28 protein-coding genes are annotated in these 24,879 nt (G+C 45.2%); 21 read left to right on the top strand and 7 right to left on the bottom strand.

Features of this window, described 5'->3' with window-relative positions; all coding sequences use genetic code 11:
* The first annotated feature begins 13 nt into the window (after positions 1–13).
* The gene (gene coaD / locus BMZ54_RS17735; RefSeq protein WP_089914739.1) at positions 14–502 is read left to right on the top strand and encodes a pantetheine-phosphate adenylyltransferase; all 489 of its coding nucleotides are present in this window, start codon (positions 14–16) and stop codon (positions 500–502) included.
* Between the two features lie 80 nt (positions 503–582).
* Entirely contained in the window at positions 583–1,020 is a 438-nt protein-coding gene (locus BMZ54_RS17730; RefSeq protein ID WP_089914737.1) for a hotdog fold thioesterase, read from the top strand.
* Between the two features lie 83 nt (positions 1,021–1,103).
* On the opposite strand, the gene BMZ54_RS17725 is transcribed toward BMZ54_RS17730, so the two are convergent.
* Positions 1,104–1,736 carry an NUDIX hydrolase gene (locus tag BMZ54_RS17725; protein ID WP_162277587.1) on the bottom strand — a complete coding sequence of 211 codons (633 nt, stop codon included), beginning with the start codon at positions 1,734–1,736 and terminating at the stop codon, positions 1,104–1,106.
* A gap of 313 nt (positions 1,737–2,049) precedes the next feature.
* On the opposite strand from BMZ54_RS17725, the gene pyrE reads away from it, so the two are divergent.
* The 3 genes from pyrE (at position 2,050) to BMZ54_RS17710 (ending at position 3,766) form a co-directional block, all read left to right on the top strand.
* The gene (gene pyrE, locus BMZ54_RS17720) at positions 2,050–2,685 is read left to right on the top strand and encodes an orotate phosphoribosyltransferase (RefSeq protein ID WP_089914731.1); all 636 of its coding nucleotides are present in this window, start codon (positions 2,050–2,052) and stop codon (positions 2,683–2,685) included.
* Between the two features lie 82 nt (positions 2,686–2,767).
* A complete protein-coding gene (locus BMZ54_RS17715) occupies positions 2,768–3,145 on the top strand; it encodes a heavy-metal-associated domain-containing protein (RefSeq protein WP_089914728.1) in 378 nt (125 codons plus the stop codon).
* Positions 3,146–3,208: 63 nt separating this feature from the next.
* Positions 3,209–3,766: a hypothetical protein gene (locus tag BMZ54_RS17710; protein ID WP_089914726.1), complete on the top strand. Its 558-nt coding sequence runs from the start codon at positions 3,209–3,211 to the stop codon at positions 3,764–3,766.
* A gap of 12 nt (positions 3,767–3,778) precedes the next feature.
* On the opposite strand, the gene BMZ54_RS17705 is transcribed toward BMZ54_RS17710, so the two are convergent.
* A complete protein-coding gene (locus BMZ54_RS17705; RefSeq protein WP_089914723.1) occupies positions 3,779–4,255 on the bottom strand; it encodes an LEA/WHy family protein in 477 nt (158 codons plus the stop codon).
* Between the two features lie 481 nt (positions 4,256–4,736).
* Positions 4,737–4,958: a hypothetical protein gene (locus BMZ54_RS17700; RefSeq protein ID WP_089914721.1), complete on the bottom strand. Its 222-nt coding sequence runs from the start codon at positions 4,956–4,958 to the stop codon at positions 4,737–4,739.
* 251 nt (positions 4,959–5,209) lie between these two features.
* Between BMZ54_RS17700 and BMZ54_RS17695 the strand changes: the two genes are divergently transcribed.
* Positions 5,210–5,866 (top strand): WbqC family protein, encoded by a 657-nt coding sequence (locus tag BMZ54_RS17695; protein ID WP_089914718.1) that lies wholly within the window; start codon positions 5,210–5,212, stop codon positions 5,864–5,866.
* Between the two features lie 569 nt (positions 5,867–6,435).
* Entirely contained in the window at positions 6,436–7,833 is a 1,398-nt protein-coding gene (locus tag BMZ54_RS17690) for a type III PLP-dependent enzyme domain-containing protein (protein WP_089914715.1), read from the top strand.
* 107 nt (positions 7,834–7,940) lie between these two features.
* On the opposite strand, the gene BMZ54_RS17685 is transcribed toward BMZ54_RS17690, so the two are convergent.
* The 3 genes from BMZ54_RS17685 to BMZ54_RS17675 all read right to left on the bottom strand — a co-directional run bounded on the left by BMZ54_RS17685 (position 7,941) and on the right by BMZ54_RS17675 (position 10,204).
* On the bottom strand, positions 7,941–8,345 hold the full coding sequence (locus BMZ54_RS17685) for a nuclear transport factor 2 family protein (protein WP_202909279.1): 405 nt from the start codon (positions 8,343–8,345) through the stop codon (positions 7,941–7,943).
* A gap of 378 nt (positions 8,346–8,723) precedes the next feature.
* A complete protein-coding gene (locus BMZ54_RS17680; protein WP_089914710.1) occupies positions 8,724–9,590 on the bottom strand; it encodes a hypothetical protein in 867 nt (288 codons plus the stop codon).
* A gap of 164 nt (positions 9,591–9,754) precedes the next feature.
* Positions 9,755–10,204, bottom strand: a complete 450-nt coding sequence (locus tag BMZ54_RS17675; RefSeq protein ID WP_089914707.1) for an Hsp20/alpha crystallin family protein — start codon at positions 10,202–10,204, stop codon at positions 9,755–9,757.
* Positions 10,205–10,458: 254 nt separating this feature from the next.
* Between BMZ54_RS17675 and BMZ54_RS17670 the strand changes: the two genes are divergently transcribed.
* The 14 genes from BMZ54_RS17670 to BMZ54_RS17605 all read left to right on the top strand — a co-directional run bounded on the left by BMZ54_RS17670 (position 10,459) and on the right by BMZ54_RS17605 (position 23,547).
* Positions 10,459–10,872 carry a BrxA/BrxB family bacilliredoxin gene (locus tag BMZ54_RS17670; protein ID WP_089914705.1) on the top strand — a complete coding sequence of 138 codons (414 nt, stop codon included), beginning with the start codon at positions 10,459–10,461 and terminating at the stop codon, positions 10,870–10,872.
* Positions 10,873–11,010: 138 nt separating this feature from the next.
* The gene (locus BMZ54_RS17665) at positions 11,011–12,174 is read left to right on the top strand and encodes a prolipoprotein diacylglyceryl transferase (protein ID WP_089914702.1); all 1,164 of its coding nucleotides are present in this window, start codon (positions 11,011–11,013) and stop codon (positions 12,172–12,174) included.
* 7 nt (positions 12,175–12,181) lie between these two features.
* Complete coding sequence (locus BMZ54_RS17660) at positions 12,182–12,613, top strand: hemerythrin domain-containing protein (RefSeq protein WP_089914698.1); 432 nt, start codon at positions 12,182–12,184, stop codon at positions 12,611–12,613.
* Between the two features lie 400 nt (positions 12,614–13,013).
* Positions 13,014–15,482 (top strand): TonB-dependent receptor, encoded by a 2,469-nt coding sequence (locus BMZ54_RS17655; RefSeq protein WP_089914696.1) that lies wholly within the window; start codon positions 13,014–13,016, stop codon positions 15,480–15,482.
* 260 nt (positions 15,483–15,742) lie between these two features.
* Positions 15,743–16,300, top strand: coding sequence for an RNA polymerase sigma factor (locus tag BMZ54_RS17650; RefSeq protein WP_162277586.1), 558 nt, complete (start codon positions 15,743–15,745; stop codon positions 16,298–16,300).
* A 13-nt stretch (positions 16,301–16,313) separates the two neighbouring features.
* Complete coding sequence (locus tag BMZ54_RS17645; RefSeq protein ID WP_089914690.1) at positions 16,314–16,874, top strand: hypothetical protein; 561 nt, start codon at positions 16,314–16,316, stop codon at positions 16,872–16,874.
* Positions 16,858–17,940, top strand: a complete 1,083-nt coding sequence (locus tag BMZ54_RS17640) for a DUF4097 family beta strand repeat-containing protein (protein WP_089914687.1) — start codon at positions 16,858–16,860, stop codon at positions 17,938–17,940. Before BMZ54_RS17645 ends, BMZ54_RS17640 begins: the two co-directional genes overlap by 17 nt.
* A 74-nt stretch (positions 17,941–18,014) precedes the next feature.
* Positions 18,015–18,749, top strand: a complete 735-nt coding sequence (locus tag BMZ54_RS17635) for a head GIN domain-containing protein (protein WP_089914685.1) — start codon at positions 18,015–18,017, stop codon at positions 18,747–18,749.
* Positions 18,750–18,886: 137 nt separating this feature from the next.
* Complete coding sequence (locus BMZ54_RS17630) at positions 18,887–19,378, top strand: YajQ family cyclic di-GMP-binding protein (protein ID WP_089914682.1); 492 nt, start codon at positions 18,887–18,889, stop codon at positions 19,376–19,378.
* Between the two features lie 116 nt (positions 19,379–19,494).
* The gene (locus tag BMZ54_RS17625) at positions 19,495–19,749 is read left to right on the top strand and encodes a type B 50S ribosomal protein L31 (protein ID WP_089914679.1); all 255 of its coding nucleotides are present in this window, start codon (positions 19,495–19,497) and stop codon (positions 19,747–19,749) included.
* 68 nt (positions 19,750–19,817) lie between these two features.
* Positions 19,818–20,993, top strand: a complete 1,176-nt coding sequence (locus BMZ54_RS17620; protein ID WP_089914676.1) for a putative sugar nucleotidyl transferase — start codon at positions 19,818–19,820, stop codon at positions 20,991–20,993.
* Between the two features lie 72 nt (positions 20,994–21,065).
* Positions 21,066–21,827, top strand: a complete 762-nt coding sequence (gene tpiA, locus BMZ54_RS17615; protein WP_089914673.1) for a triose-phosphate isomerase — start codon at positions 21,066–21,068, stop codon at positions 21,825–21,827.
* 141 nt (positions 21,828–21,968) lie between these two features.
* Complete coding sequence (locus tag BMZ54_RS17610; RefSeq protein WP_089914670.1) at positions 21,969–22,574, top strand: 2'-5' RNA ligase family protein; 606 nt, start codon at positions 21,969–21,971, stop codon at positions 22,572–22,574.
* A 697-nt stretch (positions 22,575–23,271) separates the two neighbouring features.
* Positions 23,272–23,547: an acylphosphatase gene (locus tag BMZ54_RS17605; protein ID WP_089914667.1), complete on the top strand. Its 276-nt coding sequence runs from the start codon at positions 23,272–23,274 to the stop codon at positions 23,545–23,547.
* Positions 23,548–23,628: 81 nt separating this feature from the next.
* Here BMZ54_RS17605 and BMZ54_RS17600 read toward each other — a convergent pair whose 3' ends face one another.
* Positions 23,629–24,750 (bottom strand): C1 family peptidase, encoded by a 1,122-nt coding sequence (locus BMZ54_RS17600; protein WP_089914664.1) that lies wholly within the window; start codon positions 24,748–24,750, stop codon positions 23,629–23,631.
* Positions 24,751–24,879 lie beyond the last annotated feature (129 nt).

Raw genomic sequence — 24,879 nt, 5'->3', positions numbered from 1 at the left:
TTAAATTGTTTCCATGCGTATATGTGTATTTCCAGGCACCTTTGATCCCATCACCTTAGGCCATAAAGATGTAATAGACCGGGCTATAAACCTGTTTGATGAATTGATCATTGCCATAGGCGTGAATTCCAGCAAAGTGCCTATGTACGCGCTGGAGCAGCGTTTACAATGGATCAGGGATATCTATAAAGATGAGCCTAAGATCAAGGCAGCCTCTTATAAAGGGCTTACGGTTGATTTCTGCCAGCAGGTAAATGCACAATATATATTAAGGGGTATCCGCTACGTGAACGACTTTGAATATGAGAAGGCCATTGCAGATGTGAACCGGGCTATGGACAACAGTATAGAAACCATCTTCCTTACCTGTACACCCCAGTTTACCAGTATTGCATCCACCCTGGTGCGGGATATTATCCGTAATAACGGCAATGTATCGCAGTTCCTGCCGGAAGCGGTCTTAAAAACGCTGGCCCAGGAGAAAGAGCCGCCCCGCAATTAATAATGAATAATTAAAAATTAATGATCGCGGATACACTCGCTTCAATCTATTCATTCTTCATTCTTAATTATTAATTATTTATGAAACCCATCTGGCATTCACTCGATATTTCACTGGATCAGCTAAACGAATGGGGCGATAATACCATAGGCAGCTGCCTGGGTATGGAGTTCACGGAAATAGGCCCGGATTACCTCCGGATGATGATGCCGGTAGACCACCGTACCGTACAACCTTATGGACTGTTACACGGTGGAGCTTCTGCAGCCCTGGCAGAAACGGTGGGGAGTATGGCATCGGGGCTGGTGATAGACTCTCAAAAGCAAATATGCGTAGGGTTGGAGATCAATGCCAACCATATAAAAGGCGTGCGGGAAGGCTATGTGCATGCTATTGCAAGGCCCCTGCACTTAGGTTCTACTACTCATGTATGGGACATCCGCATTACGGATGATCAGCATAAGCTGGTATGCATCAGCCGTTTAACAGTGGCTATACTACCTAAACGAGACCAATAAGTTAAGCTATTAGCCTTTAGCTATCAGCTTTTAGCTAAAGGCTGGCAGTCAATAGTCAACAGCTAAAAGCTAACAGCCAACAGCTAAAAGCTACTCGCATATCCGGCTTTCTCAAACACATCCAAAATATTCTGATAGGAAAACTTCAGGTACTTGCCTAAATTTTCAGGCCTGATCCATTGTATATCCATAATATCTTCCTCTATCTGCGGCACCGTAAGCTCTGATCCGGTGAACAGCATTTTGTACCAGTACGTATGTTTCAGCACCTTTTTCTCTTTTAACGGGTAGTAGTGGTACGTTTCCGTGAGCTTGTGCTCCAGGGTTATGTGCTGCAGGCCGGTTTCCTCCTGCACTTCACGCAAAGCGCAGTCTTCCAGGCTTTCCCCTTCATCCTGCTTGCCTTTGGGCAGGTCCCACTTACCGCGGCGGAACATCAGCAATATTTCGCCCGCCGGGTTGGTGATCAGGCCACCCGCCGCCACAAGAACATTAAAATGGCTTTTGATGGCATCCAGCAGCTTTTGCGTATCCGACTGTACAAAAACAGCCGCCGGTATCTCACCCTTTTCCAGTGCCAGCAGGGTTTGGGTGATGGTAATAGCATCTGGTTTAGGGCACACCGGCGCTTCGGTAAAGCCGGCCGGGATCTCTCTTTGATTGGCAGATAGGATGAGGGGTCTCTCGTTGAGATATATTGTTTGGGTCTGTTCCATACGGCAAAAATAGCTATATGTGAACAAAATGGGTAACAGTAACCGACGAATGCGTAGCCCTTGTGATAAATTCCGTATGATCCGCGATGGAGCAGCTGCGTGTAAAATACTGTTTGGAATGCGTAGATATACAGGTAGGGGTTGATAATCATTCACGGGTACCGTTTGATCCGCTACCGGGATTGTAAACTGTTGTAAATAAAGCATCAGCCGCTTGATCCATTTATACGGTATGTATAAAAACCGTACAAAAACTTAGCTGCTTTGTATAATAATTTATACAAAAAACTACCGATCCCCTAATTTTGCTGCCATGAGTAACATCAGTGAAAAACAAGTAGCCGAAAAGCTGCTGCAGGTGCAGGCCGTAAAGCTGCGCCCCGCCGAGCCCTTTACCTGGGCTTCCGGCTGGAAATCGCCCATTTATTGCGATAACCGTAAGCTGTTATCCTTTCCTTACGTGCGCGACTATATTAAATCAGAGCTCTCCAACATGGTGTTCAGCGACTTCCCGGAAGCAGCTGTAATAGCCGGAGTAGCTACCGCAGGCATACCGCATGGTGCCCTGGTAGCCGATCAGCTAAAGCTGCCCTTCATTTATGTACGCTCCAAACCCAAGGAACATGGTATGGGCAACCAGATCGAAGGCGTGCTGCAGGAAGGCCAGCCTGTAGTGGTGATAGAAGACCTGATCTCTACCGGCAAAAGCAGCCTGGAAGCCGTGCAGGCCATTCGCCAGGCAGGCGGGGAGGTAATAGGCATGGTATCTATCTTTAATTATGGTTTTGATATAGCAGTGCAGGCATTTGAAGCAGCCGGTGTACCCTATCGCTCACTCAGTAATTATAATGCATTAATAGAGCTGGCGGTTGAAAAAGGGATGGTATCTGCCGCAGAACAATCTACCCTGCAATCCTGGCGCAGCGCTCCGGATCAATGGGGTAAATAATTGCAAGGTGCTAATATGCACCATATTAGTACATCAGCACATTCATAATTTTTCTTACATTCGGGTATCAAAACAATTTTTTATGCGTATCATCAAGCTCGTAATGGTAATGCTGCTGGTTGCTGTAGGCACTGCTACCATGGCGCAATCCAAAAAAGGCACTCTCGTAACGGCAAAGATCAGCACACCGACCGTACAATGCGAACAATGTAAGGACAGGATTGAAAAATACATGCTGCAGGAAGAAGGCATCGCCTCTACCAAAGTGGATGTTAAAAAGCACATTACTACGGTAAAGTTCTTCACGGACCGTACCAATATTGAAAATGTGAAAACAGCCATTGCCAACGCAGGCTATGATGCGGATAATGTAACCGCTAACCCGGAAACATACGCCAAGCTGCCCACCTGCTGCAAGAAACCTGAAGATGGTGGCGGGCATCCCGACAAAAAACACTAAATTTCTTGTAACTGTAAATTGAATAGCTCCCGTTCCGGTCCTCCGGAACGGGACTTTTTTTAGATGTCAGCCGCCGGATTACATAATATACATTTCAACGCGCTCAAGCACCACCTGGGCGCCATAGGTAATTTTATAGCTACCTGCCCGGTAGCTGAGCTTTCCCAACACCTGAAGGTGCTGGGGAATTCCCAGATGGACCTATACCTGGGCCACCTGCAAATAGCAGAAATTGGCCAGGAAACCCTGGATGCCCTGTGGGAGCGGGACATTAATACCTTGCCGGAATACGCCCGCTGGCTGGATCAAGAGGAGGGTTACCAATCCCTTACATTATCCGATCAATCCACCTGGATCTTAAGAATGGGGCAGGAGGAAACCGGCAAATACATTCACCTCCACCCCGGCCGTTATTCCCCGCACTCCGTACGGGTAAAAGCCACGGTATTAAAAACCGCTATAGCCCTGGCCAGCTATTATAAGCATGGATTAATAAAAGAAATCGATCTGCAGGCCCTGAATCAGGTACGCGCTGCTGTGGTGGAGCTGCCACCCATAAAAGACCTTTCCGAAAGCCGGCACATTTTAACCATTATGGAATTAGTAACCGGCAGCTGGTAGGCGGCCCGTCTTTTAGAAGAATTTCAATGGTTGTTTGGTCTCGCACTTAATAGGGAAAGGGAAATATAACCCGCCTTTACCCACCTTGCAATTACCCGTAGCCTTAATAGTTACCTCTTTATTGGCAAAAGCGCTCCAGGCATTTTTGAGCACATTGGCCATGCTTACCTCCAGCTTTACAGGAAAGTAAAAAGTGTCTTTAGCCGGTATGCGGATGAGGGTATCCTGCACGGAATGGCCTACCTGGGTATCGTCAAAGAACAGGTCAAAATTGGCATCTTTCAGCTGCAGGTTAAAGTTATTAGGGTTATAATAGGCGAGGGTCATGCGGACAATGCTGGTGCTCATACCCAGTTCGTCAATGCTAACGCCGGCTACCCGGATAAATTCCAGGTCCTTCATTTTTTCGCAGGAGCTGGCCATGCCCCAGGTAAGCAGCACTAAAACGGTGAGGCGTATATATTGAGTAAAACGGGTCATTTGTTGCATGAGGCAAAATTAGCGAAATACATTTTTCCGGGGTAAGCCGGCTAATAAATTCACAAAATCTAAACAAATTGGATATTACTATTTTAAGTAGTAAAAAATGTGCTTATCCCCCCGATACCTGGCTTCAGTTTTGAGCGCCGGAACCGGCCTGCATTTTTGAGTGTTTTTATATAAACAGCGCCTCAACAGTTATCCTCAAAAAGCCAAATCCATTTTTGCCATTTAGTGATTTGGTTGTTTTAACGATCGTTTTTCAGGGAAAAAGCTCATCACCAATTACTCCAAAAAATGACTTTTTCAGGCGTCCGGTTTTCCGGTTTTTGACCTACCGGGGAATTTACTTTTCTAAAAATTCCAATCTACGAAGTTTTCGTTTTCCGGGATCAGGGTTAGTTCAAAAAAGCCGTTTTCTTAAAAATTGAACCTGAAGCGCCCCCATCATTAAATCCCATTTTTACCTGAACCTGCCATTTCATAAAGTTCATCCGCACGTCCAAACCTGCACTTTATCCTCCCGGTTTCCTAAAATAGAGCACATCAAAAATGTTTGATTTTTGTAATTAACCATCTTTTTTAAATCTTCTTTTTTAATAGGCTTTCTACCTGCAGCCCCATCCATTTTATTCCTTTTTTCATTTATGGCCTTTCCATTTTTCAACCTTCCGCCCCAAAGACGGTGGGGTATAAGTGGCAGTTCAGCCATTTCTGCTTTACATTTTACTTCAGCCAAAAAAGCCTTGAAAATGAACAGAAAAACTACTAATTACTTTAGTATTTTTACATGTAACTAAAATTTTGCTTTAAAAGGCAAAATGCTAATTACAATAGCATATTTTTTATTTTTCTATGAACTGTTTTAGAGGTAGTTGCAATTAATTGTTAAGTAGCAAATGGTAATTACTTCAACACCTGACATCATAGGTTTTTACATAGCAGGCACCAAATTTTGACATTATGACAGCAATACCAAAAAATGAAATTTTATTGATTGAATCACAATACTTTCCATCGATTTCCTACTATAAAACTTTAATTAATCACTCCATATTACAGATAGAGAGATATGAACACTACCAAAAGCTCAGTTATCGTAACCGCTGTTACATTGCCGGGCCTAATGGAACCATCCTGCTCAGTGTACCTTTAACCAAAGGAAAAAATCAGCGTACCATTATGAAGGATGTGCGGATCAGTAATGAGGAGAAGTGGCAGGCCCTGCATTGGAAGACATTGGTGTCCGCTTACCGCCGTTCCCCATGGTTTGAATATTATGAGGAAGACCTTCAGGGATTATTTGAGCAACCCCACCAATTTTTGCTGGATTGGAACATGGCTTGTTTTGAATGGGCTAACCGGGTAATGGGGTATGATTGTACACCCACCTTTACCGACCGGTTTGAAAAACAGGTTGATCCCGCCTCGGAGATCACCGATGCCCGGGACCAGCTTAAGCCGGGTGAGCGGGAGCAAAATTGGGAAGGACCGGAGTACACTCAGGTGTTCCAGGACCGCACCGGTTTCCTGACTAACCTCAGTATACTGGACCTGCTTTTTAATGAAGGCAAACGCAGCTTAACACTATTGAAGAGCTCTGGGCAGGCTGAGCAGTAGGAGAGAATGACCCGGGCCGACAGCCATAAACACGGGCTAATACTGTGGGGCTTGTAATGCCTCTTTAAAAGCCTGTATGTATAATAAGTGGTTGTATATCAATACGTTTTTTGATTCTCAGACCTCACCACAACAATAAGTTACTTATTTAAGTAGCATCCGGTGGGGTATATTAGCCGGAAGTTGGCTGCCGATAAAAATATAACTAACTGGTTATTAATATTTTAATAAATTGGGCTGGCCAAACGGGCCATAGGAAAGGCAAAGCTATTTAATTAATTGATTTACATAATATTAGTGTGCTGCCTGGACTAACACCAGCCTGATTCCCATCCCACTCTCAAAAATTAACATACCCCTTAAATAATTGATTCGTAATTATTTACTTTGATATGACGTTTCCCTGTAAAAAGGGCCAAATTTTTTGCTTCTGCAATAGAACAAAATATTTAGCTTTGCAACCAATTTTGCTGGGTTTCGAACTGACGTAGGTGTGTAAACCAGGAGTTTCTCCAGCTAAACCTGAGTTTAAATTTTATTACTAACCTAAAATTCATTCACAGATTTAGATGAACAACACCTACACAGATCTCGTGAATCAAACCTTTGAGTTTCCGCAGGAAGGATTTGAGGTGAACGACAATTATCTGGAATTTAATGGTTTGAACATCAAGGCGTTGATCGATAAATATGGTACGCCTTTCAAGCTAACTTATCTGCCCAAGATCGGGATGCAGGTAAATAAGGCTAAAAAGATGTTCCAGGATGCCATTAAAAAGAACCGGTACGACGGAAACTATTATTATTGCTACTGCACCAAAAGCTCCCATTTCTCCTTTATTATGGAGGAGACCCTGAAGCATGGGGTGCATATCGAAACTTCTTTCGCATATGATATTGATATAATCAATAAATTATACGAACGGAAGAAGATCAATAAAGAAACCTTCATAATTTGCAACGGTTATAAAACCAAAGCATATACCCGGGCTATTTCCCGCCTCGCCAACAGCGGTTTCAAAAATGTGATACCTGTGCTGGATAATAAGGAGGAGCTGGAAGAGTATCAGAAGCATATACGCACCAAAGAACCCGTGAAGCTGGGACTGCGTATTGCCGCTGAAGAAGAGCCTACCTTTGACTTTTATACCTCCCGTTTGGGCATACGCTCCCGTGATATACTGGAGTTTTACGTTGACAAGCTAAAGGGTAATGAGAAGTTTGAGCTGAAAATGCTGCACTTCTTCATGAATAAAGGTATTAAAGACGATATTTACTACTGGAGCCAGTTTAACCGGGTGCTGAACCTGTACTGCCAGTTAAAGAAGATCTGCCCGGAGCTGGATAGTATTAATATAGGGGGAGGATTCCCTATTAAACATTCGCTGGGTTTTGACTACGACTATAATTACATTGTAAATGAGATCGTAGCCTCTATTAAAAGTGTATGTAAAAAGAACAAGGTGCCCGTACCGGACATCTACACAGAATTTGGTTCATATACCGTAGGCGAAAGCGGCGCGGTTATATATAGTGTAGTAGGAGAGAAGATGCAGAACGACCGTGAGAACTGGTATATGATAGACAGCTCTTTTATTACTACCTTACCGGATACCTGGGGCATAGGAGAAAAGTTCCTGATGCTGCCCATTAACAAATGGGACCAGGAGTACCAGGAGGTGCACCTGGGAGGGCTTACCTGCGATGGATATGACTTTTACACTTCGGAAGAGCATATTAACGCGGTGTTCCTGCCAAAGCTCAGTAACGGGGAGCCATTATATATTGGCTTCTTCCATACAGGGGCTTACCAGGATCAGCTGAGCGGTTACGGCGGTATTAAACACTGCCTGATCCCTTCACCGAAACATGTTATTGTAGGATACGACAAAAACGGGCAGCTCAAAGATTGGTTGTATGCCAAGGAGCAAACTGCCCAGAGTATGTTAAAGATTTTGGGTTATTAAAAAAATGGGTTAGTAATCCACTGAAAACCCCTCGATTCTTCGAGGGGTTTATTTTTTGCTCCCTACTCATTTCAGGGAATATCAGCATTCTAACACGTTCATTTCCATTACTTACACGTTTTACGCCTGGTATCTACCAGGTACACGATCTTCCACTGGCCATCCAGCTTAACCAGCTGAAAAGAGTTTACCCCGCAGTGGCTGAACTGCCCGCCCAGGTAAAACTCGTAGGGCGTCCACACGGCGGCCAGCTTGTCGTCAATAGCAATATGGCCATAGGTGATCCGCTCATCCCACACGTCCGTGTGAGGCTTTCCAACTGCTTCCAGGAAACCCTGCAGGGACTCCGTGCGTAGCCGGGTACCGCCCCCGGCAGGAGATGCAATGGTCTGCAAAATAGCTCCCGGGGCAAAAGCGCCCTTTACCATCGTGCTATCACCTTTACGCATGCCCTCAAACAGTTGCCCGATAGTGGTTTTCACGGCAGCTTCCTCGCTTTCCTGCGGTAGCACTGCATTTGAATGGCCTGGTGGTATGCACGCCAGTAAAATTATCAGGAGGCGATAAACATTGAATAACATCATATTATTATAAATGAGGAGTGAAAGGAATGTTAAAAATTACAACTTTTTGGTATTACCAGGGTTTATGGGGTTCCCTATCTTTGTATCTCTAACCGAATATCCCGTCTTATTTTCCTGTATGCCTTGTGAAGTTTGCTATTTTCCTTGTACCGATTGAAGTTCTGCTATTTCCTTGTACCTTTTGAAATGCTATTTTCCCTTATACCTGGTGAAATTGCAAGTTTATCTATCCTATGGAATGGAACTTTTTTTCCGCTCTATCTATGAAATGAATTTCTTAGCCTATGCCTTGGAGTAGCTCCTCAGTTAATGAGGAGCTTTTTTATTGGATTCCACTTCCAATGTTTTATGGGTATGCTGCAGCAGGTCAATAGCTGTTTCGCACTGCTTTTCAATCTCGGTAAGGCAGGCTTCCAGGAGTTCCAGGTTTCCTTCCAGGTATTTTGTTTTGCCTGAGCGTGACAGGCCTTTTACCAGTATAAACTGTTTGGTCAGGTTCTGGCGGATGAGGGCCGCATGTTGTTTTTGCTTTTGCAGCGTTAAGCGCTGCTCCAGGATCATAATATTATTATAGTGCCGGCCAATGACCCGTATAATAAATAGAATATACAGGGCGCAGGTGATCGGGGCGGTGCCATAAGAATTTTCAATGGAATAGCCGGGCGCCGCAAAAGAGATTACATGATGCACCTTTATATATGCGGCCAGCCCCAGGTATCCGCACAACAGGCTGCCCAGCAGCAGAGTGGTGGGCAGGTTAGTGGTGAGGTAGCAGAACAGGATACTTAATATCCAGATGGTGCCATAAGTTACTGAGATATCCTGGTTGTTCAGGAAAGAGGATAACATGGCAAATACCAGGGTGGTAAATGATACCAGTGTACCAACGGACTGGGTAGCTACTCTTCTCTTCAGCATGCTCATACCCAGCAGGCACATAGCCAGGAAAAAGGGATATAATATCAGCTGGGTTGTATTCTGGAAGTACAGCGTAAAGAACACTTCCGGTACTATCAACAAAATATGAAAGAAAAGGTAATCGAATATGAGTTTAATATTATAGTGCTCCCGGCTGTCGAGGGTCTTTCTCAACGCTATACCTATTACAGCTTTTTCAACTGTAACATAGAGTTTTCCGGGTACTGCCCACCTATATTTGGCTTTAGGTGCCATAGAATTTTCGGTTCAGAGGGCAAATTATCATATTAAAATAGCATACCTGTTAAACGTTTGTGTGAATTGTGACTACTATTTCGTGTTACATAAAATAAAAAATCCCGGGGCGGTAAGGCCCCGGGACTATGCAAAATCCACTAAAATCTATTCATCCTCAACACTTATGCAACGGTAATGGATTTGGTTTTAGGCTGTGCCTGCTCTTTCTTAGGCAGCTGCAGGTTTAGTACGCCATTTTCGTATTTAGCCTGGATCTTATCAGCGTCTACGCTTTCATCCAGGGTAAAGGAACGTTTAAAGGAACGGAAGTTAAATTCGCGGCGGATCTGTTTCTGATCTTCAGCCTTCGGTTCAGCTTTCTTTTCTGCGCTGATGGTCAGCACGTTATTCTCTAAATTGAGCTTAAAATCTTCTTTAGACCAGCCGGGCACCAGGATGTCCAGTACATAAGCTTCTTTGTTTTCAGTAATGTTCACCGGGGGATAGGTACCGAAGAAGTCGCTGGTTAAAATATCATCTTTCCATAATTTGGAGGTATTGTTAAATACTTCATCCATAAGACCGCCTAAAGTTCTGTGAGCCGGGTGTTGATTGAATTTTACGAATGTCATAGCTATTAAGTTTTAATTTTTTTTAGTTTAACCATTTGTTGTTTTGTTCAACGCCCTTACCTAATCAAATGAAATACCATGCCTTAAAAAAGGCAATTTTGCCAGTTTTTGATATAGGTGTTATGACAGATTGTCTGTGTAAAATGACTTTAGGTGCCAAAAAGTCTTTTTTGAATGATTTTTAAAAAGTGATGCTATATAATTAACTTTGCTGAAGCAATAAATCTTTAAAAACCAGAAAAAACTATAGTGATATGTATCCCGCGGAATTAGTATTGCCAATGAAGGCAGAGTTAACAGATAATGGCTTTGAAGAACTGCTGACCCCTGGCTCAGTAGACGAGATCTTAAAGAAAGAGGGGACTACCCTGGTTGTGATCAACTCCGTCTGCGGCTGTTCAGCCGGTAGCGCACGTCCTGGTGTGTTGATGGCAGTAGCTCACAGCGAAAAGAAACCGGACCGTTTAACAACCAGTTTTGCAGGTTTTGATATGGCTGCTGTACAACAGCTGCGTTCTCACCTGTTACCTTACCCGCCTTCTTCTCCTTCCATCGCATTGTTTAAGAATGGCGAGCTGGTACATTTCATTGAGCGTCACATGATCGAAGGCCGTCCGGCCCAAATGATCGCCGCTAACCTGGCAGACGCTTTTGAGCAGTACTGCTAAAAAATTCCCTTCCGCTTAACGGGGGGAATTTGGAAATTGCGATTTTTCCAACTTACTTTGGTGGTTTGATTTTCCTTTTGATTAATTCGGCTTTGTTCATAGGAAAACTCAGATCACCAAATTTTTTTTATAGCTACTATGTATCCTAATCTTTATTACGCTTTTAAGGACCTGTTTGGCGTTGAGCTCCCTTTCCTGAAAATCTTTCAAACATTTGGTTTTTTTGTGGCCATTGCCTTCCTGGCAGCAGCCTATGTATTAACCATTGAATTAAGAAGAAGGGAAAAGCTTGGCTGGCTGCATGGGGTGCCGGATGTAATAGAGGTGGGTAAACCGGCCAGCATCGGTGAGCTGGTATGGAACGGGGTACTGGGTTTTCTGCTGGGCTTTAAGGTAATAGGGGCCATGCTTTCTAAGGAGGCCGTTTCCCAGGACCTGCAGGGTTTTATCTTTTCAGCACAGGGCAGCTGGGCAGCCGGTATTGTACTGGCGGCGCTATTTGTGTGGTTAAAATATAATAACCGGAAAAAGAAAACCTTACCAACGCCTAAAAAAGAAACCATAATGGTAATGCCGCACCAGCGGGTGCCGGATTTTACGGTGATGGCGGCCATAGCGGGGTTAATAGGCGCCAAAATATTTCATAACCTGGAGAACTGGAATGATTTTGTGCAGGACCCCATTGGTTCCCTGGTATCTTTTAGCGGGCTTACCTTTTATGGAGGATTAATTGTAGCTGCTATTGTTATAATAAGGTATGCTAATAAAAAGCAGATCAACACTTTTCATTTAATAGACAGTGCGGCGCCAGCATTGATGCTGGCCTATGGCGTGGGCCGTATGGGATGCCACTTTGCCGGCGATGGTGACTGGGGTATTGCAAACACGCATCCGAACCCTTTCTCCTGGCTGCCCGACTGGGCCTGGTCTTTTAACTACGCGCACAATGTAGTGAATGAAGGTATTCCTATTCCCGGTTGTGATGGCCGGTACTGCCACATGCTGCAACCTCCCGTATATCCTACACCGTTATATGAGATCATTGCCTGCCTGCTGCTGTTTTTGGTGTTATGGAGCATCCGTAAAAAAATTACCGTACCTGGCGTAATATTTGGCATTTACCTGATACTGAATGGTATTGAAAGATTTTTTATTGAAAAAATAAGGGTGAACACCCGGTATAGCATTTTTGGTTTCCATCCTACACAGGCAGAGATCATCTCCACACTAATGGTAATAGGAGGAGCGCTGCTCATCTGGTATAGCCGTCGTAAAGCCTATTCCGCAAAAACCATTTCCTGATTTCCTTATGATCCGTCATGCAGCTTTAGTGCCATTATCACAGGAGCACAAACGCCTGTTATTTGTATGCCGTTATCTGAAAAAAGATGCCGCCGCGTATGAAGGGTTTCCTTTAGAGATACCTGCTAAACTGGAGTATATAGTAAAAGTGTTCCAGGAGGTAATGGTACCGCATATCCAGAAAGAAGAGTACCTGTTTGAAGCCTGCGCCGGTAAAGATGCGGCCCTGGATGCTTTAATACAGGAGCTGGTGCTGGAGCACCAGCAGATCTCCCGCATGTACAGCGCCCTTACGGAGCAAACCGACCTGGAAAGCGCGATGGACCAGCTGGCCCGCGGCCTGGAGGAGCATATCCGTAAGGAAGAACGGGTGTTCTTTGAGCAGCTGCAGCAAAGCCAGGCCGCCCTGCTGGACAACATCCGCTGGGAAAACAAGTAATTTTACCGCCTTTTTTACTGCAACTTATCTACCGGCTGCCACTTACCGGTTAAAAACCTCATTTTACCTAAAAGGGTTTGTCCTAACCCATTAGCAGGAATACCTTTGATGTGTTATGAGTACACAAAAGTGAAACTTAGCTGTAACAAAAGGGTTATTCCACCTACCAACAGGTTGTAGTTTTAAAAATCGTCTGTAACAAAATAGTAGCATCAACGTCTTTGTAATGTTCCTTTTCAATGTTTTTACCAATCGTCCCCATTTAGCAACCGTTTGTGTAATACTATGTACTGTGCAATGCATAATACCTACCTTTACACTGTAGTTGATAAAGAAAGGAACTATAGCATTTCTAAAAACCGTTAATGATTAAAAGTTTATAAATCTAAATCCGCCTTATATGAAACATTTGATCGTGCTGTTAACTTTGAGTAGCATCATCGGCAGCGCCACCCTGAAACCAGCTTTAGCACAATCATCCAACCCCGTAAAATTGAACGGCCAAGTAGTAAAGGCCGATAGCAAACCGGTAGAGTTTGCCACCATTACCTTATTAAAAGCAAAAGACTCCTCCCTGGTAAAAGGAGCCATAGCAGATGTAAATGGCCGCTATGAATTTGAAAATATTAAACAGGGCCGTTACCTGGTAGCTGCCGCTTATGTAGGAATGGCAAGAGCTTACGGAAAACCGTTTGAAGTGAACGGGGAGCCCGTAAACCTCGGTTCCATTACCCTGGAGGCGGATACCAAAAATCTGAAAGAGGTGAATGTAACTGCCAAGAAGCCCTTTATAGAACAAAGAGCCGATAAAATGGTGGTGAACGTGGAAAACAGCATTGTAGCTGCCGGCGGTACCGCCATGGAGGTGCTGGAAAAATCACCGGGTATTACTGTTGATAAAGATGATAACATTTCCCTGAAAGGGAAAAATGGTGTGATCATCATGATCGATGGTAAGCTTACCAATATGAGTCCTCAAGACGTTGCCCAGCTGCTGAAAAATATGCCAAGCAATAATATTGAGCAGATAGAGCTCATTGCCAATCCTTCCGCCAAGTATGATGCAGCGGGCAACGCCGGGATCATTAATATTAAACTGAAAAAGAACCGCAGCTACGGTACTAACGGTAACCTGAACCTGGGATTCGCACAGGGCCGCAGCTCCAAGTACAACGGTGGGTTAAACCTGAATCACCGTGCTGCCAAGGTGAACCTGTTCGGCTCCTATAACTACAATCACCGTGCAAACGACCAGCGCCTGGGCCTGTACCGCACCGGTACTAATAAAGGAGAGCTTAATGTGTTTGACCAGTACAACTTTATGAAGAACAAATCCGACTATCATTCAGCCAAAGCCGGTGCAGATTTTTTTGTAAGCAAGAACCACACAGTTGGTGTAATGGTAGATGCTTCTTTTAACACCTGGGGCAGCCCTGGTACGGCAACTACCCTGATCGGCAATGGGCAGCGAGTGGATTCAACCCTGATCACCCGTACGCAAAATGCTTCCAAATGGGACCGCTGGGCTTATAACGTGAACTATAAAGGAGTACTGGACAGCAGTGGTAAAGAGCTGAATGTGGACCTAGACTATGCAAGGAACACATCTAGGCAAAATGCTAACATCTTTGCCTCCACTTTTGAAGGTAATAATAAAGGCTACCTGCGCGGCGATACTTCCCGCAACCTGCAGCCTTCTACTATAGATATTAAAACTATTAAGGCAGATTATTCAAACCCGCTGAAGAACCAGGCCAAGCTGGAAGCAGGTTTCAAGGTGAGCTTTGTGGAATCTGATAACGATGCCCGCTTTGATTCCCTGCGGAATACAAATTGGGTATATGATGCTAACCGCTCCAACCACTTTATATATAAGGAGAACATTAATGCCGGTTACATTAACTTCAACAAGCAGTTTAAAAAGGTGGGGGTGCAGTTAGGCCTGCGTGGTGAGCAAACGCATGTAAAAGGTACTTCTGTAACACTGAACACCATTAATGATACCACTTACTTTAACCTGTTTCCCAGTGTGTTTGTAAGTTATGCCGCCGGTAAGAATCACCAGCTGGGCATTTCGTATAGCCGCCGCATACAGCGCCCCAGCTACGAAGATCTGAACCCGTTTGAATTTTACCTGGACCGTTATACCAAGGCATCCGGTAACCCGTACCTGCGGCCTCAGTATTCCAACAACTTTGAGATCACCCATACATTCAAGCAGTTCCTGATCACCTCTGTAGGTTACAGCCATACAAAAGATATGATCACCCAGATGCTGGAAGCTGACCGGGATGCAGTAACCGGCGATACCATTGTAATGAAGTATAAGTATCTGAACGTAGCCAAGTCAGACAACTTTAACCTGAACATTTCTGTACCGATGCCCATTACAAAATGGTGGACCAGCTTCACCAACCTGTCCGGCAACTACAGCAAATACCAGACAGTGGTGAACAATAGTCTGGTGAATGTGAATGCTGCCGGCTTCTTTGGCCGCACCCAGCACACCTTTACCCTGCCCAAAGGCTTCAGTACAGAGCTGGTGTTCTTCTACATGTCGCCGCAGATATCCCAGGAAGGGCTGTTTAAAATGAAAGCCATGTATGCGCTGGATTGGGGTATCTCCAAATCAGTACTGAATAAGAAAGGTACTTTGAAGCTGAATGTGAGCGACGTTTTCAATAACCAGCGTTTCCAGGGTACGTTTGACAACGCCGGCTACTATACACGGGTAAGCTCCAAGTGGGAAAGCCAGCAGGTACGCCTCAACTTCACCTATCGTTTTGGTAACACCAATGTAAAAGCCGCCCGCAACCGGAAAACCGGCCTGGAAGATGAGCAGAACCGTGTAAAAGGAGGAGGTAATTAATCAGTTGGCAGTAGCAGGCCGGCAGGAGGCAGTTAAAAGAGCCGCCATTCTGAAAATCAGGTAAAGAATTGGTAATCAAACCAATAGTTTTCATCCGCCCCCAAATTACCTGATAGCTGCAAACTGCCCACTTACTACTGCCAACTGGTTTTTAGGTATATATAAGGATGGAAGAAGCGCGGCCCTGTAGGCCGCGTTTCTATTTCACGAAATTTTTTCCGGTGGGCATGCAACCCTTTTCTCACCTTATCGTCTTTATAATGCAAAGATTAACCGACAACTTGAATCCAACGCCCGCAACAGACCAATTAGTGGCCCGATGTAAAAAGGGCGACGTACGTGCTTTCAAAGAGCTGTACGACACTTATTCCGCCGCTATGTATAATATCTGTCTTAGAATGACAGGTAATATAACAGATGCGGAAGATACCCTGCAGGAGGCCTTTATGCAGGTATTCGGAAACATTGGCAAACTGGAGCAGGCGGGTAGTGTAACTGCCTGGATTAAACGGATCGTGGTGAATCATTGTCTGAGTCATTTGCGCCGTAAGAAGGTATACTTTGAAGAGGTAGACCGGGTAGAAGTAGAGGAGGAGCCCTCCGTGGATGAGGCGGGCTTTACCGGAACGGTGAACGCTGTAAAAGAGGCCATTGCAGCTTTACCGGTAGGGTATAAAACTGTGCTGAACCTGTACCTGTTTGAAGAATACTCCCACAAGGAAATTGCCGGCATGCTGGATATATCGGAATCTACCGTAAAAACCCAGTATATGCGGGCAAAAGAGAAAGTGAGGCAGATGGTGAGTCAGAAATTATGAAAATCAGAAATGCATGTCAGAACACAATTTTGAGGATTTTATCCGGCAGCACAGGGCCGGTTTTGAGGAGCAGGGGCCAAACGCCCGTGTGTGGAAAGGCCTGGAGCAGCAGCTGAAAGCGCAGCAAACGCACACCCCTAAGGTGGTGCAGCTGTTAAAGCGCCACTGGCTGAAAGCCGCAGCAGTGCTGGTATTGATAGTGAACAGTGTTATGATATACCAGTTCCTGCAGTTTAAGAAACAGCAGCAAGACCTTGGTACCATTTCACCGGAGCTGCAGGAAGCAAAATTGTACTATACCTCCCAGATAGAGCAGAAGCTGGAAGACATTCGCCAGTACTCCCCGGAGGCACTGGGCCTGGATAGCACTGCCCGTAAGGAGCTGGAGCTGCGCAATGATACTTACCAGCTGCTGGAAAAAGAGCTGGAAGCCAACCCGGGTAATGAACGCATCCGCTCTGCAATGGTCCGCTATTACCAAATGAAGCTGGACCTGTTAGATAAAATATTGGAAGAACTGCAGGCCAAACAGCCTGGAACCAAAACATTCAATCATCATGAACGTGAAATCTAAAATTCTACTCTTTCTTTTACTGCCGTTGTGGGCCTGCGCTCACCAGGGCGACATTGAGTTCAAACGCACTGTAGCAAAAGAATTTACCGTAAACAGCAATGCTAAGCTGGATGTTCACAATAAGTACGGCAAGATCATCGTACACACCTGGGCTAAAAACCAGATAAAGGCAACCGTTATTATTACCGGTTACGGTAAAAGCTCGTCAGAAGCACAGGAGATAGCCAATGGTGTAGACATACAAACCAATGCAGATGCCGGCGCAGTGAGCCTGCAAACCAGCTACAACCCCAGCAAGGGAAGTAAGTGGTTCTCCTGGGGCAACCGTAAAGATTCAAAGGATTATGTGAACATTGACTACGAACTGTATGTGCCACAAAATCTAAACCTGCTTACACTGGAAAATAATTTTGGCGATGTGATCACCGACGAGCTGCCTTTTGCTGCCAAGATGAATTTAAACTATTGTTTTTATGCTATCCGGGAAGCCGGCAAAACGCTGGATATGGATCTGAACTATTGCAATAAAGGTAAAATAGATAAAGCCGCTGACCTGCAGATCAGAGCCAATTATTCAGATATACGCTGTGATGCTGCCGATAAGCTGGATGCCAAATCCAACTACTCTGACTATACATTAGGCAGTGTGGGAACATTGATCACAAAAGCTAATTACAGCGATTATAAGATCCGGCAGGTGGGCACCCTTAATGCTACTGCCAATTATAGCGATTTCACTGTCTCTAACCTGCGGGAAAGCCTGGATGCACGGCTTACTTACGGCGACCTGAAAGTAAAAGAGATCCAGAGCACTTTTAAAGGCGGGGATATTCAGCTTAGTTATAGTGATATTGACCTGATCTTTGCACCTAAAGCAGCGTTGCGCCTGACTGTTAATTTAAACTATGGAGATCTGGGCATAGACGGGCTTCCGGTAAAAAATGTAAGCTCTGTTAAAAAGAATACGCACTTAGCTTACAGCGCCACCACGGCCAGCGGTAGCGAACAATCGCCTATGCTTAACATCAATGGCTCACAGAGCGATGTGAACATGAAAGAGCAATAACGAGAACGTATATACGTCATTCTAAAATCTTTGTATAAACCAAAAACATTCACCGATCTAAAAAATTCTTAGTCATGAAAAAGTCTATATGGTTCCTGAGCTTTCCGTTGCTGGCTGCTATTATGGTGTTCTCCTCATTTATGGTACGGCAGGAGCATGAGCGTGTGAAAGGAAATGGCGACGTAAAGCAGGAAAAACGTACCGCATCTGCCTTTAAAGATATTGGCACCTCCGGCGAATTTAAGGTATATATACAACAGGGTAATACCCACTCTATAGAGGTAGAAGCAGAAAGCAACCTGCTGCCTTACATAGTAACAGAGATCGATGGAAAAGAGCTGGAGATCAAGGTGAAGAAAGGTTACTCCATTAAACCCACCAAACCGGTGAATGTATATGTAACTATGGAGCAGATCAACGAGCTGTCAGCCAGCGGTTCCGGTGGTTTTTACAGCAAAGGCAAGCTGAAGACCGATGAGCTGGAAATTTCCGTGAGCGGCGCTGCTGATACAGACCTGGACCTGGATGCACAGAAGCTGAAAGTAGCGGTTTCCGGCGCCGGTAATGTAAAACTGAAAGGCAGCTCTACCGCAGCGAATTACAGTGTTTCCGGCAAGGCAGATATTGCCGCTTTTGATCTGCAGTCAGATGATGTGCACATTGGGATTTCCGGCAGCGCTAATGCCAGTGTAAATGCAGCTAAAAAATTAGAAGTAGGCGTTTCCGGCATGGGGAACGTAAAGTATAAAGGCAATCCTGCGATCTCCCAGTCGGTTTCCGGTATGGGCAGAATTTCAAAGGAAGGCTAAACGCGCTACACCTAAGCCGGTCTCTACCGGTAAGGTAGTTGGATAACAAGTTTAATATTTAACGGTTATTCCCGTCCATCTCAAGGGCGGGAATTTTTTTTATATTTGCCGGAATCAATTATTAAAGTATTTTAATTATGCCATCCTTTGATATTGTTAGCAAAATAGATCTGCAAACGCTGGATAATGCCATTAACACGGTAAAAAAGGAGATCACCACCCGTTTTGACTTTAAGGACTCCCACGTGAGTATTGAGCTGAATAAAAAAGACCTGGTGCTGAACCTGGAAGTGGAAAGTGATATGAAGCTGAACCAGGTAATAGAGGTGCTCATCAGCCGTACCATGCGCCAGGGGCTGGATGCCACTATTTACGACCAGAGTAAGGAACCTTACCAGAGCGGGAAAGTATATAAGAAGGAGGTTCCTGTACGTAACGGTATTAAACAGGAAGATGCCAAGAAGATCGTGAAAATGATCAAGGACTCCGGTTTAAAGGTACAGGTCGCCATTATGGACGATATTATACGCGTAACGGGTAAGAAAATAGATGACCTGCAGGATGTTATACAAAAATGCAAGGAGGCTAACCTGGGTATTCCCCTGCAGTATGTGAACATGAAATCGTAAATCGGGCGCCCGGTATTGGCTATTTAAAATATTCTATTTACCTTTGCCGTCCGTATTAAATAAAAAATAACAATCAGATGAAACCATCGTTTCGTCTGGCAAAAACAAATAAAATAATGAAACAGGGTATCCATCCAGAAAGTTACAGGTTCGTAGTATTCAAAGACATGTCTAACGGATTCAGCTTTTTAAGCCGTTCTACTGCTCCTTCCCGTGAGACTGTTAAATGGGAAGACGGTAATGAGTATCCGTTGATTAAGCTGGAAATTTCCAACACTTCTCACCCTTTTTACACTGGTAAGAACGTATTGGTTGATACTGCCGGCCGTATCGATAAATTCAACAAACGCTACGCGAAAAGCGCTAAATAAGCTTTTTAACAAATATTTTCCGTCCCACTGGCTTTTGTCAGTGGGATTTTTTTATTTTTAGCTCCCGTATGGAGCGTAACTATATTCTTTTTGACACGCCCGCCCGCGATCTTTTATATCCCTTCACCTACACAAGACCTGTAGCTGCCTGCAGGGTCGGTATCCTTACTATTCAGGAAAAGTGGGAACAGTGGCTCCAAGCGCCTGTATGCCACTTTACAATGTCTTATCTCCAGGAAAAGTATCCCCTGCGGTTAGGTACCGCCAATATTGAGCATGTGCTGATCAACGGGCATATTGTACCGGATAAAGCGCTGGTTGATACCATTGCCTCCTTAAAAGCCGGGCAGGAGCTGTATAAGAAGAACCACCTGCTGGTAAAGATAGTGCCCGGTAATGACCTTACCCTGCCTGCAGAGGACCGTAAGAACTATAACGGACCCGTAGATACCCTGGACCTGCCCTGGCAGATCTTTGGCCTGAATGATAAAGCTATCCGGGAAGATTTTGACCTGCTGACCGCCGGGCGTACTTCCGCACCTATACCCGCTTCTAACCAGGTAACTGCAGCGGAAAATATTTTTATAGAAGCAGGCGCCGTGGTAGAACATTGCGTGCTGAATGCATCTACCGGCCCTATTTACATTGGTAAAGACGCTCACATCATGGAGGGCTGCCTGGTAAGAGGGCCGCTGGCTATGGGGGAAGGCGCCGTATTAAAGATGGGTACCAAAGTGTATGGTGCTACTACCCTGGGCCCCGGCTGTACCGGCGGGGGAGAGATCAAGAATGTAATGATGTTCGGTTACTCCAATAAGGGGCATGAGGGTTACCTGGGCGATGCGGTAATAGGTGAGTGGTGTAACCTGGGCGCCAATACTACCTGCTCAAACCTGAAGAACAATGCCGGCGAAGTAAAGGTATGGATGGAGGCCCGCAAAGAAGCCTGGCCTGCCGGACGCAAATGCGGCACTTTAATGGGCGATTACAGCCGCTGTGGTATTAATACCATGCTAAATACCGGTACGGTCATTGGCGTGTCCTGTAACGTCTTTGGCGGTGGTTTTCCGCCCAAGTTCATGCCTTCCTTTACCTGGGGCGGCGGAGAGGGAACCACGGTGTACCGCTTGCAGGAGGCTACACGGGATGCCGTGGCCTGGATGGGCTTTAAAGGCAGGCAAATCACAGAGGCGGAACGCAAAATATTAGGGGCTGTTTATGAAACGGTTGTTAAAAATGAGTAATTAAGGATAATAATTAATAATTTTCGCCCCCGATTGAAAAAGCGTAACTCTTTTTAAACTTAATACAGCATCATGAGAAAAAAAATTGCAGCGGCAAACTGGAAAATGAACCTCACCCTGGCACAGGGCGAACAGTTGATCAATGATATTCTGCAGGCCGGTATTAAATTACAGGAAGGACAGGAAGTGGTGGTTGCCACGCCGTTCCCCTACCTGTTAAAAGCCAAGGCCCTGCTGAAGAACTACCCGGGTTTTTATGTAGCTGCACAAAACTGTTATTCTGAAAAATCCGGCGCTTATACCGGGGAAGTATCTGCAGAAATGCTGCAATCTATCGGTGTGGATTATGTGATACTGGGCCATTCTGAAAGAAGGGAATATTTCCAGGAAAGCAATGCCATGCTGGCTAAGAAGATCGATGTGGCGCTGGCTTATGGTATAAAACCTATTTTCTGCTGCGGGGAGCCTTTAGAGATCCGGAAGGCGGAAACACAAAATGCCTATGTAGCTAAACAGCTGGAAGAAAGCCTGTATCATCTGACTGCGGAGCAGCTGAAGCAGGTGGTGATTGCCTATGAGCCTATCTGGGCGATTGGCACCGGGTTAACTGCCAGCGCACAGCAGGCGCAGGATATGCATGCATATATCCGCGCACAGATTGCAGAAAAGTATGGTAGAGAAGCTGCTTTAGGACTGAGCATCCTGTATGGCGGCAGTGCTAAACCCGGGAATGCCGGCGAGCTGTTTGCGTGCCCGGATGTAGACGGTGGCCTGATTGGCGGCGCCTCCCTGGTGGCGGCTGATTTCACAGCGATTATATCAAAACTTGCTTAATCAATACTAACAATACTAATTTTTTGCGCAGCCGCTGAGTTGCGCAAAAAATTAGCAGAAAATGCTAAAAAAATTAGTAAAACCAAAAAAAGGTTGTATATTTGTGTTGTCAACAATCGTGAAGGTTTAAAGTTGTTGGTTATGCAAACACAGATCCTATTAACAGCCGAAGAGACGGCACTCTATGATTACCTGGTGGTGATTAACCCGGATGCCCGGACTGCGGGTGAAGTACGCAGCTTCAAAGAAAAAATAGCCCGGGAGCTGGGCATTTTTACCAGCCGTTATTCCAGGGCGCACATTTCTTTATTCCGTTCTGTATTCCCGGAAAAATTCCAGGAGGATTGTATTCACCTGCTGGAAGAAATTGCCCGCAAACAATCCGGTTTTACGGTGTACACTTCCAAATTTGATCACTTTGATCACGGTGCAGTAAAACGTACTATTTATGTAAACGTGGCTAATCCCAAGCCCATAACGGAGTTACGGAAAAAGATCCTGCAGCAGTTTGAGCTGAAGCCGAATGATTACAAACCTCATATTACGGTGGCCAGGGCTATCAGCACCCGTGAGTTTGACCAGGTATATCCGATGTTTGATCATCAGCTGTTTGTACGTAGCTTCAATTGCAGAAGCTTTGCTTTGCTGAGGAAACCGGCTGCCGGTGGCGCTTACGAGCTGGTGAAGGAATTTACGTTTGGTGGCGAGGAGCAACAGCACCGCACCTTGTTTAACTACGCAGCCTGATCTATAAAGTTTTTATTTCACCATATCTATATTGATTACGCCTGACTTGACAAAGAACAGTAACCATGAATGTAACTGGAAAATTAATGTCCCCTGTTAACCCTGTTTTGTTGTTGTTAACCCTGCTTGCCATGTGATAGTAACAGTCAATACCAGGTAACTCTATAATGCCTGTGGGTTCTTGAATATCTGTGGGCGCTTGAATGCCCGTGGGCTCTTGACGCCACTGTATTCTTGCCCGGAGGCAGCTCCCGTAGCACTTAGCACTAGCACAGCGCGGGTATGGGTTACCAGTTGTACTACGATCGTATTTAATTTACGATAGGAGTATTGCTATGCTCTTTCTCTTTTTGTGTGCTTTGTGTGCATGTGTGTTGAGGGAGGGAGAAGGGTTACCTGGTTTGACCGGCAGGCATGATGTAAATGCGAAGAATAAGGTATTGTCGAAAGCGGTGATTGATGAATGTTTAATAGAAGGGTAGAGCCGGGAATGGCCTGTTATGGCTTCGGCGGATGATCTGCTGTTTTATGGAAGAACTGTAGATAGATGTAACGGCATACCGGGTCTGATAATGGTTCCGGTGAATGACCTGTTGTTTTACGAAGAGGCTGAAGATTGGATGCAAGGGCATACCGGATCTTAGATTATTTGTAGTTTTGGTATCTATGTTGATGGTTAGCTTAAAAAATGCAATCTATGGCTAAGATACACAAGCAGATAATTGTAAAAGGAAAGGTACAGGGTGTTTATTTCAGGGCCAGTACCAAGCAAACTGCAGAGCTGCTGGGTATTACCGGGCAGGTAAAGAACTTACCGGATGGTAGTGTGTGGATTGCTGCGGAAAGTGAGGCTGCAGCTATGGAAGCCTTTATTGCCTGGTGCCGGCAGGGGCCACCTCATGCCGTAGTGAGCGCCCTGGAGTTAACAGATGCACCTGTACAACACTATACAAAATTTGAAGTAGTACATTAAGTGAATATGCGGATATGCAACGGTGTAGAAGTGTGGGTGTTGTATATCCGCATATGCACTTATCAAAATATAGTTGACCCATTAATTCTTCATAGCCATTGCCAACTTTTCTTTTATTGACTTATCCAGCGCGGCTTTAGGTACAATAATCGTGATAGTATTGATCGCGAAGTAGGGTTCGGATACATTTACGTAACCGCCTAAAGGTCCATTGGTGCCCCAGGAGTTTTTAACGATGAAGAAGTCTTTGCCTTTAGGACTTTTACCCAGGCCGGTAATATGCATCAGGTGATCGTCCTGGGTAACCAGCTCTTCGTACAGGCGTTGACGGTATTCCTGTGAGTTAGGCCGTTCCTGCTGGTCGGGATCTATGGTGCTGCCCATAATGGGTGCATCTTCTGCAGGGGCCAGGGCATAGCCTTTACCGGGCATCCAGCCACGGTTGCTGGCATCTGCATCCCACATTACCGTGTAGCCGTTTTGTATGGCCGTTTTGGTAAGGCTGATCAGCTCATTTAAGGGCACATTATAATAGGCGCCGTTGGAAAAATTATCAGGTACTTCTACCACAAAAGACTGGTAAAAAGGGTGGTGGCTGAAGGAGGTAAAGAAGGCATAGTCTGCCGGATCAAATTTTACTACTTCTTTGGCAAAGGTAAGCGGTGTATAGGTATGGCCATTATATTCAAAGCTGGCCGGCGGTTTACCCAGGTATTGATCCAGGATGGCGGTAACGCGCTCCTGCCAGTTATCCGGGATAGGGCGTTTAATTTTCAACAGGCTATCCAGGTAGCTTCGCAGCTCGCCTACCAGCTGGGTGTGGTTATGTTGCGTTTGGCCATTAATAAGCCCACTGTAGGCACTTTCCGGCATAATGCCATAAGTAGCCATGGCATGTATCACATCGTGCCCCAGGCCGCCTTCGTCAAAGCGGGCAGCGCCCTGGCGCCGGATGTAGTTCAGCGCTTTTTCCATGTACATATTACGCACGGTGAACATTTCCGAGAGGTCCGGGCCGGGTGCTCCCTTACGGATACACTCTGATTCTACCAGTGAGGTGGTGGAAAAACACCAGCAGGTGCCGGTTTGTGCCTGGTTTTTTACCGCGGTAGCCGCATTTTTTTTCTGAACAATAATTTCATTGGTTTGGGCATTCACCTGTACTGCACAGAGTACGGTTAATATGATCACTAATACACGCATGTGAAAAAAAGAGTTTAATAATCCTAAAGATAGGGTAACTGGTAAAATTAAACGCTACTGCTGTATGAACGGCAGTAGCGTTTAAAAAATGCTTATTTGCGAATGGCGGTGAGGCAGATAAGCGGGTAT

The organism is Chitinophaga rupis (assembly GCF_900109685.1).
Taxonomy (GTDB): domain Bacteria; phylum Bacteroidota; class Bacteroidia; order Chitinophagales; family Chitinophagaceae; genus Chitinophaga; species Chitinophaga rupis.
The sequence above is the reverse complement of the archived record's forward strand: the minus strand, read 5'-3'. Positions and strand labels throughout refer to the sequence as shown.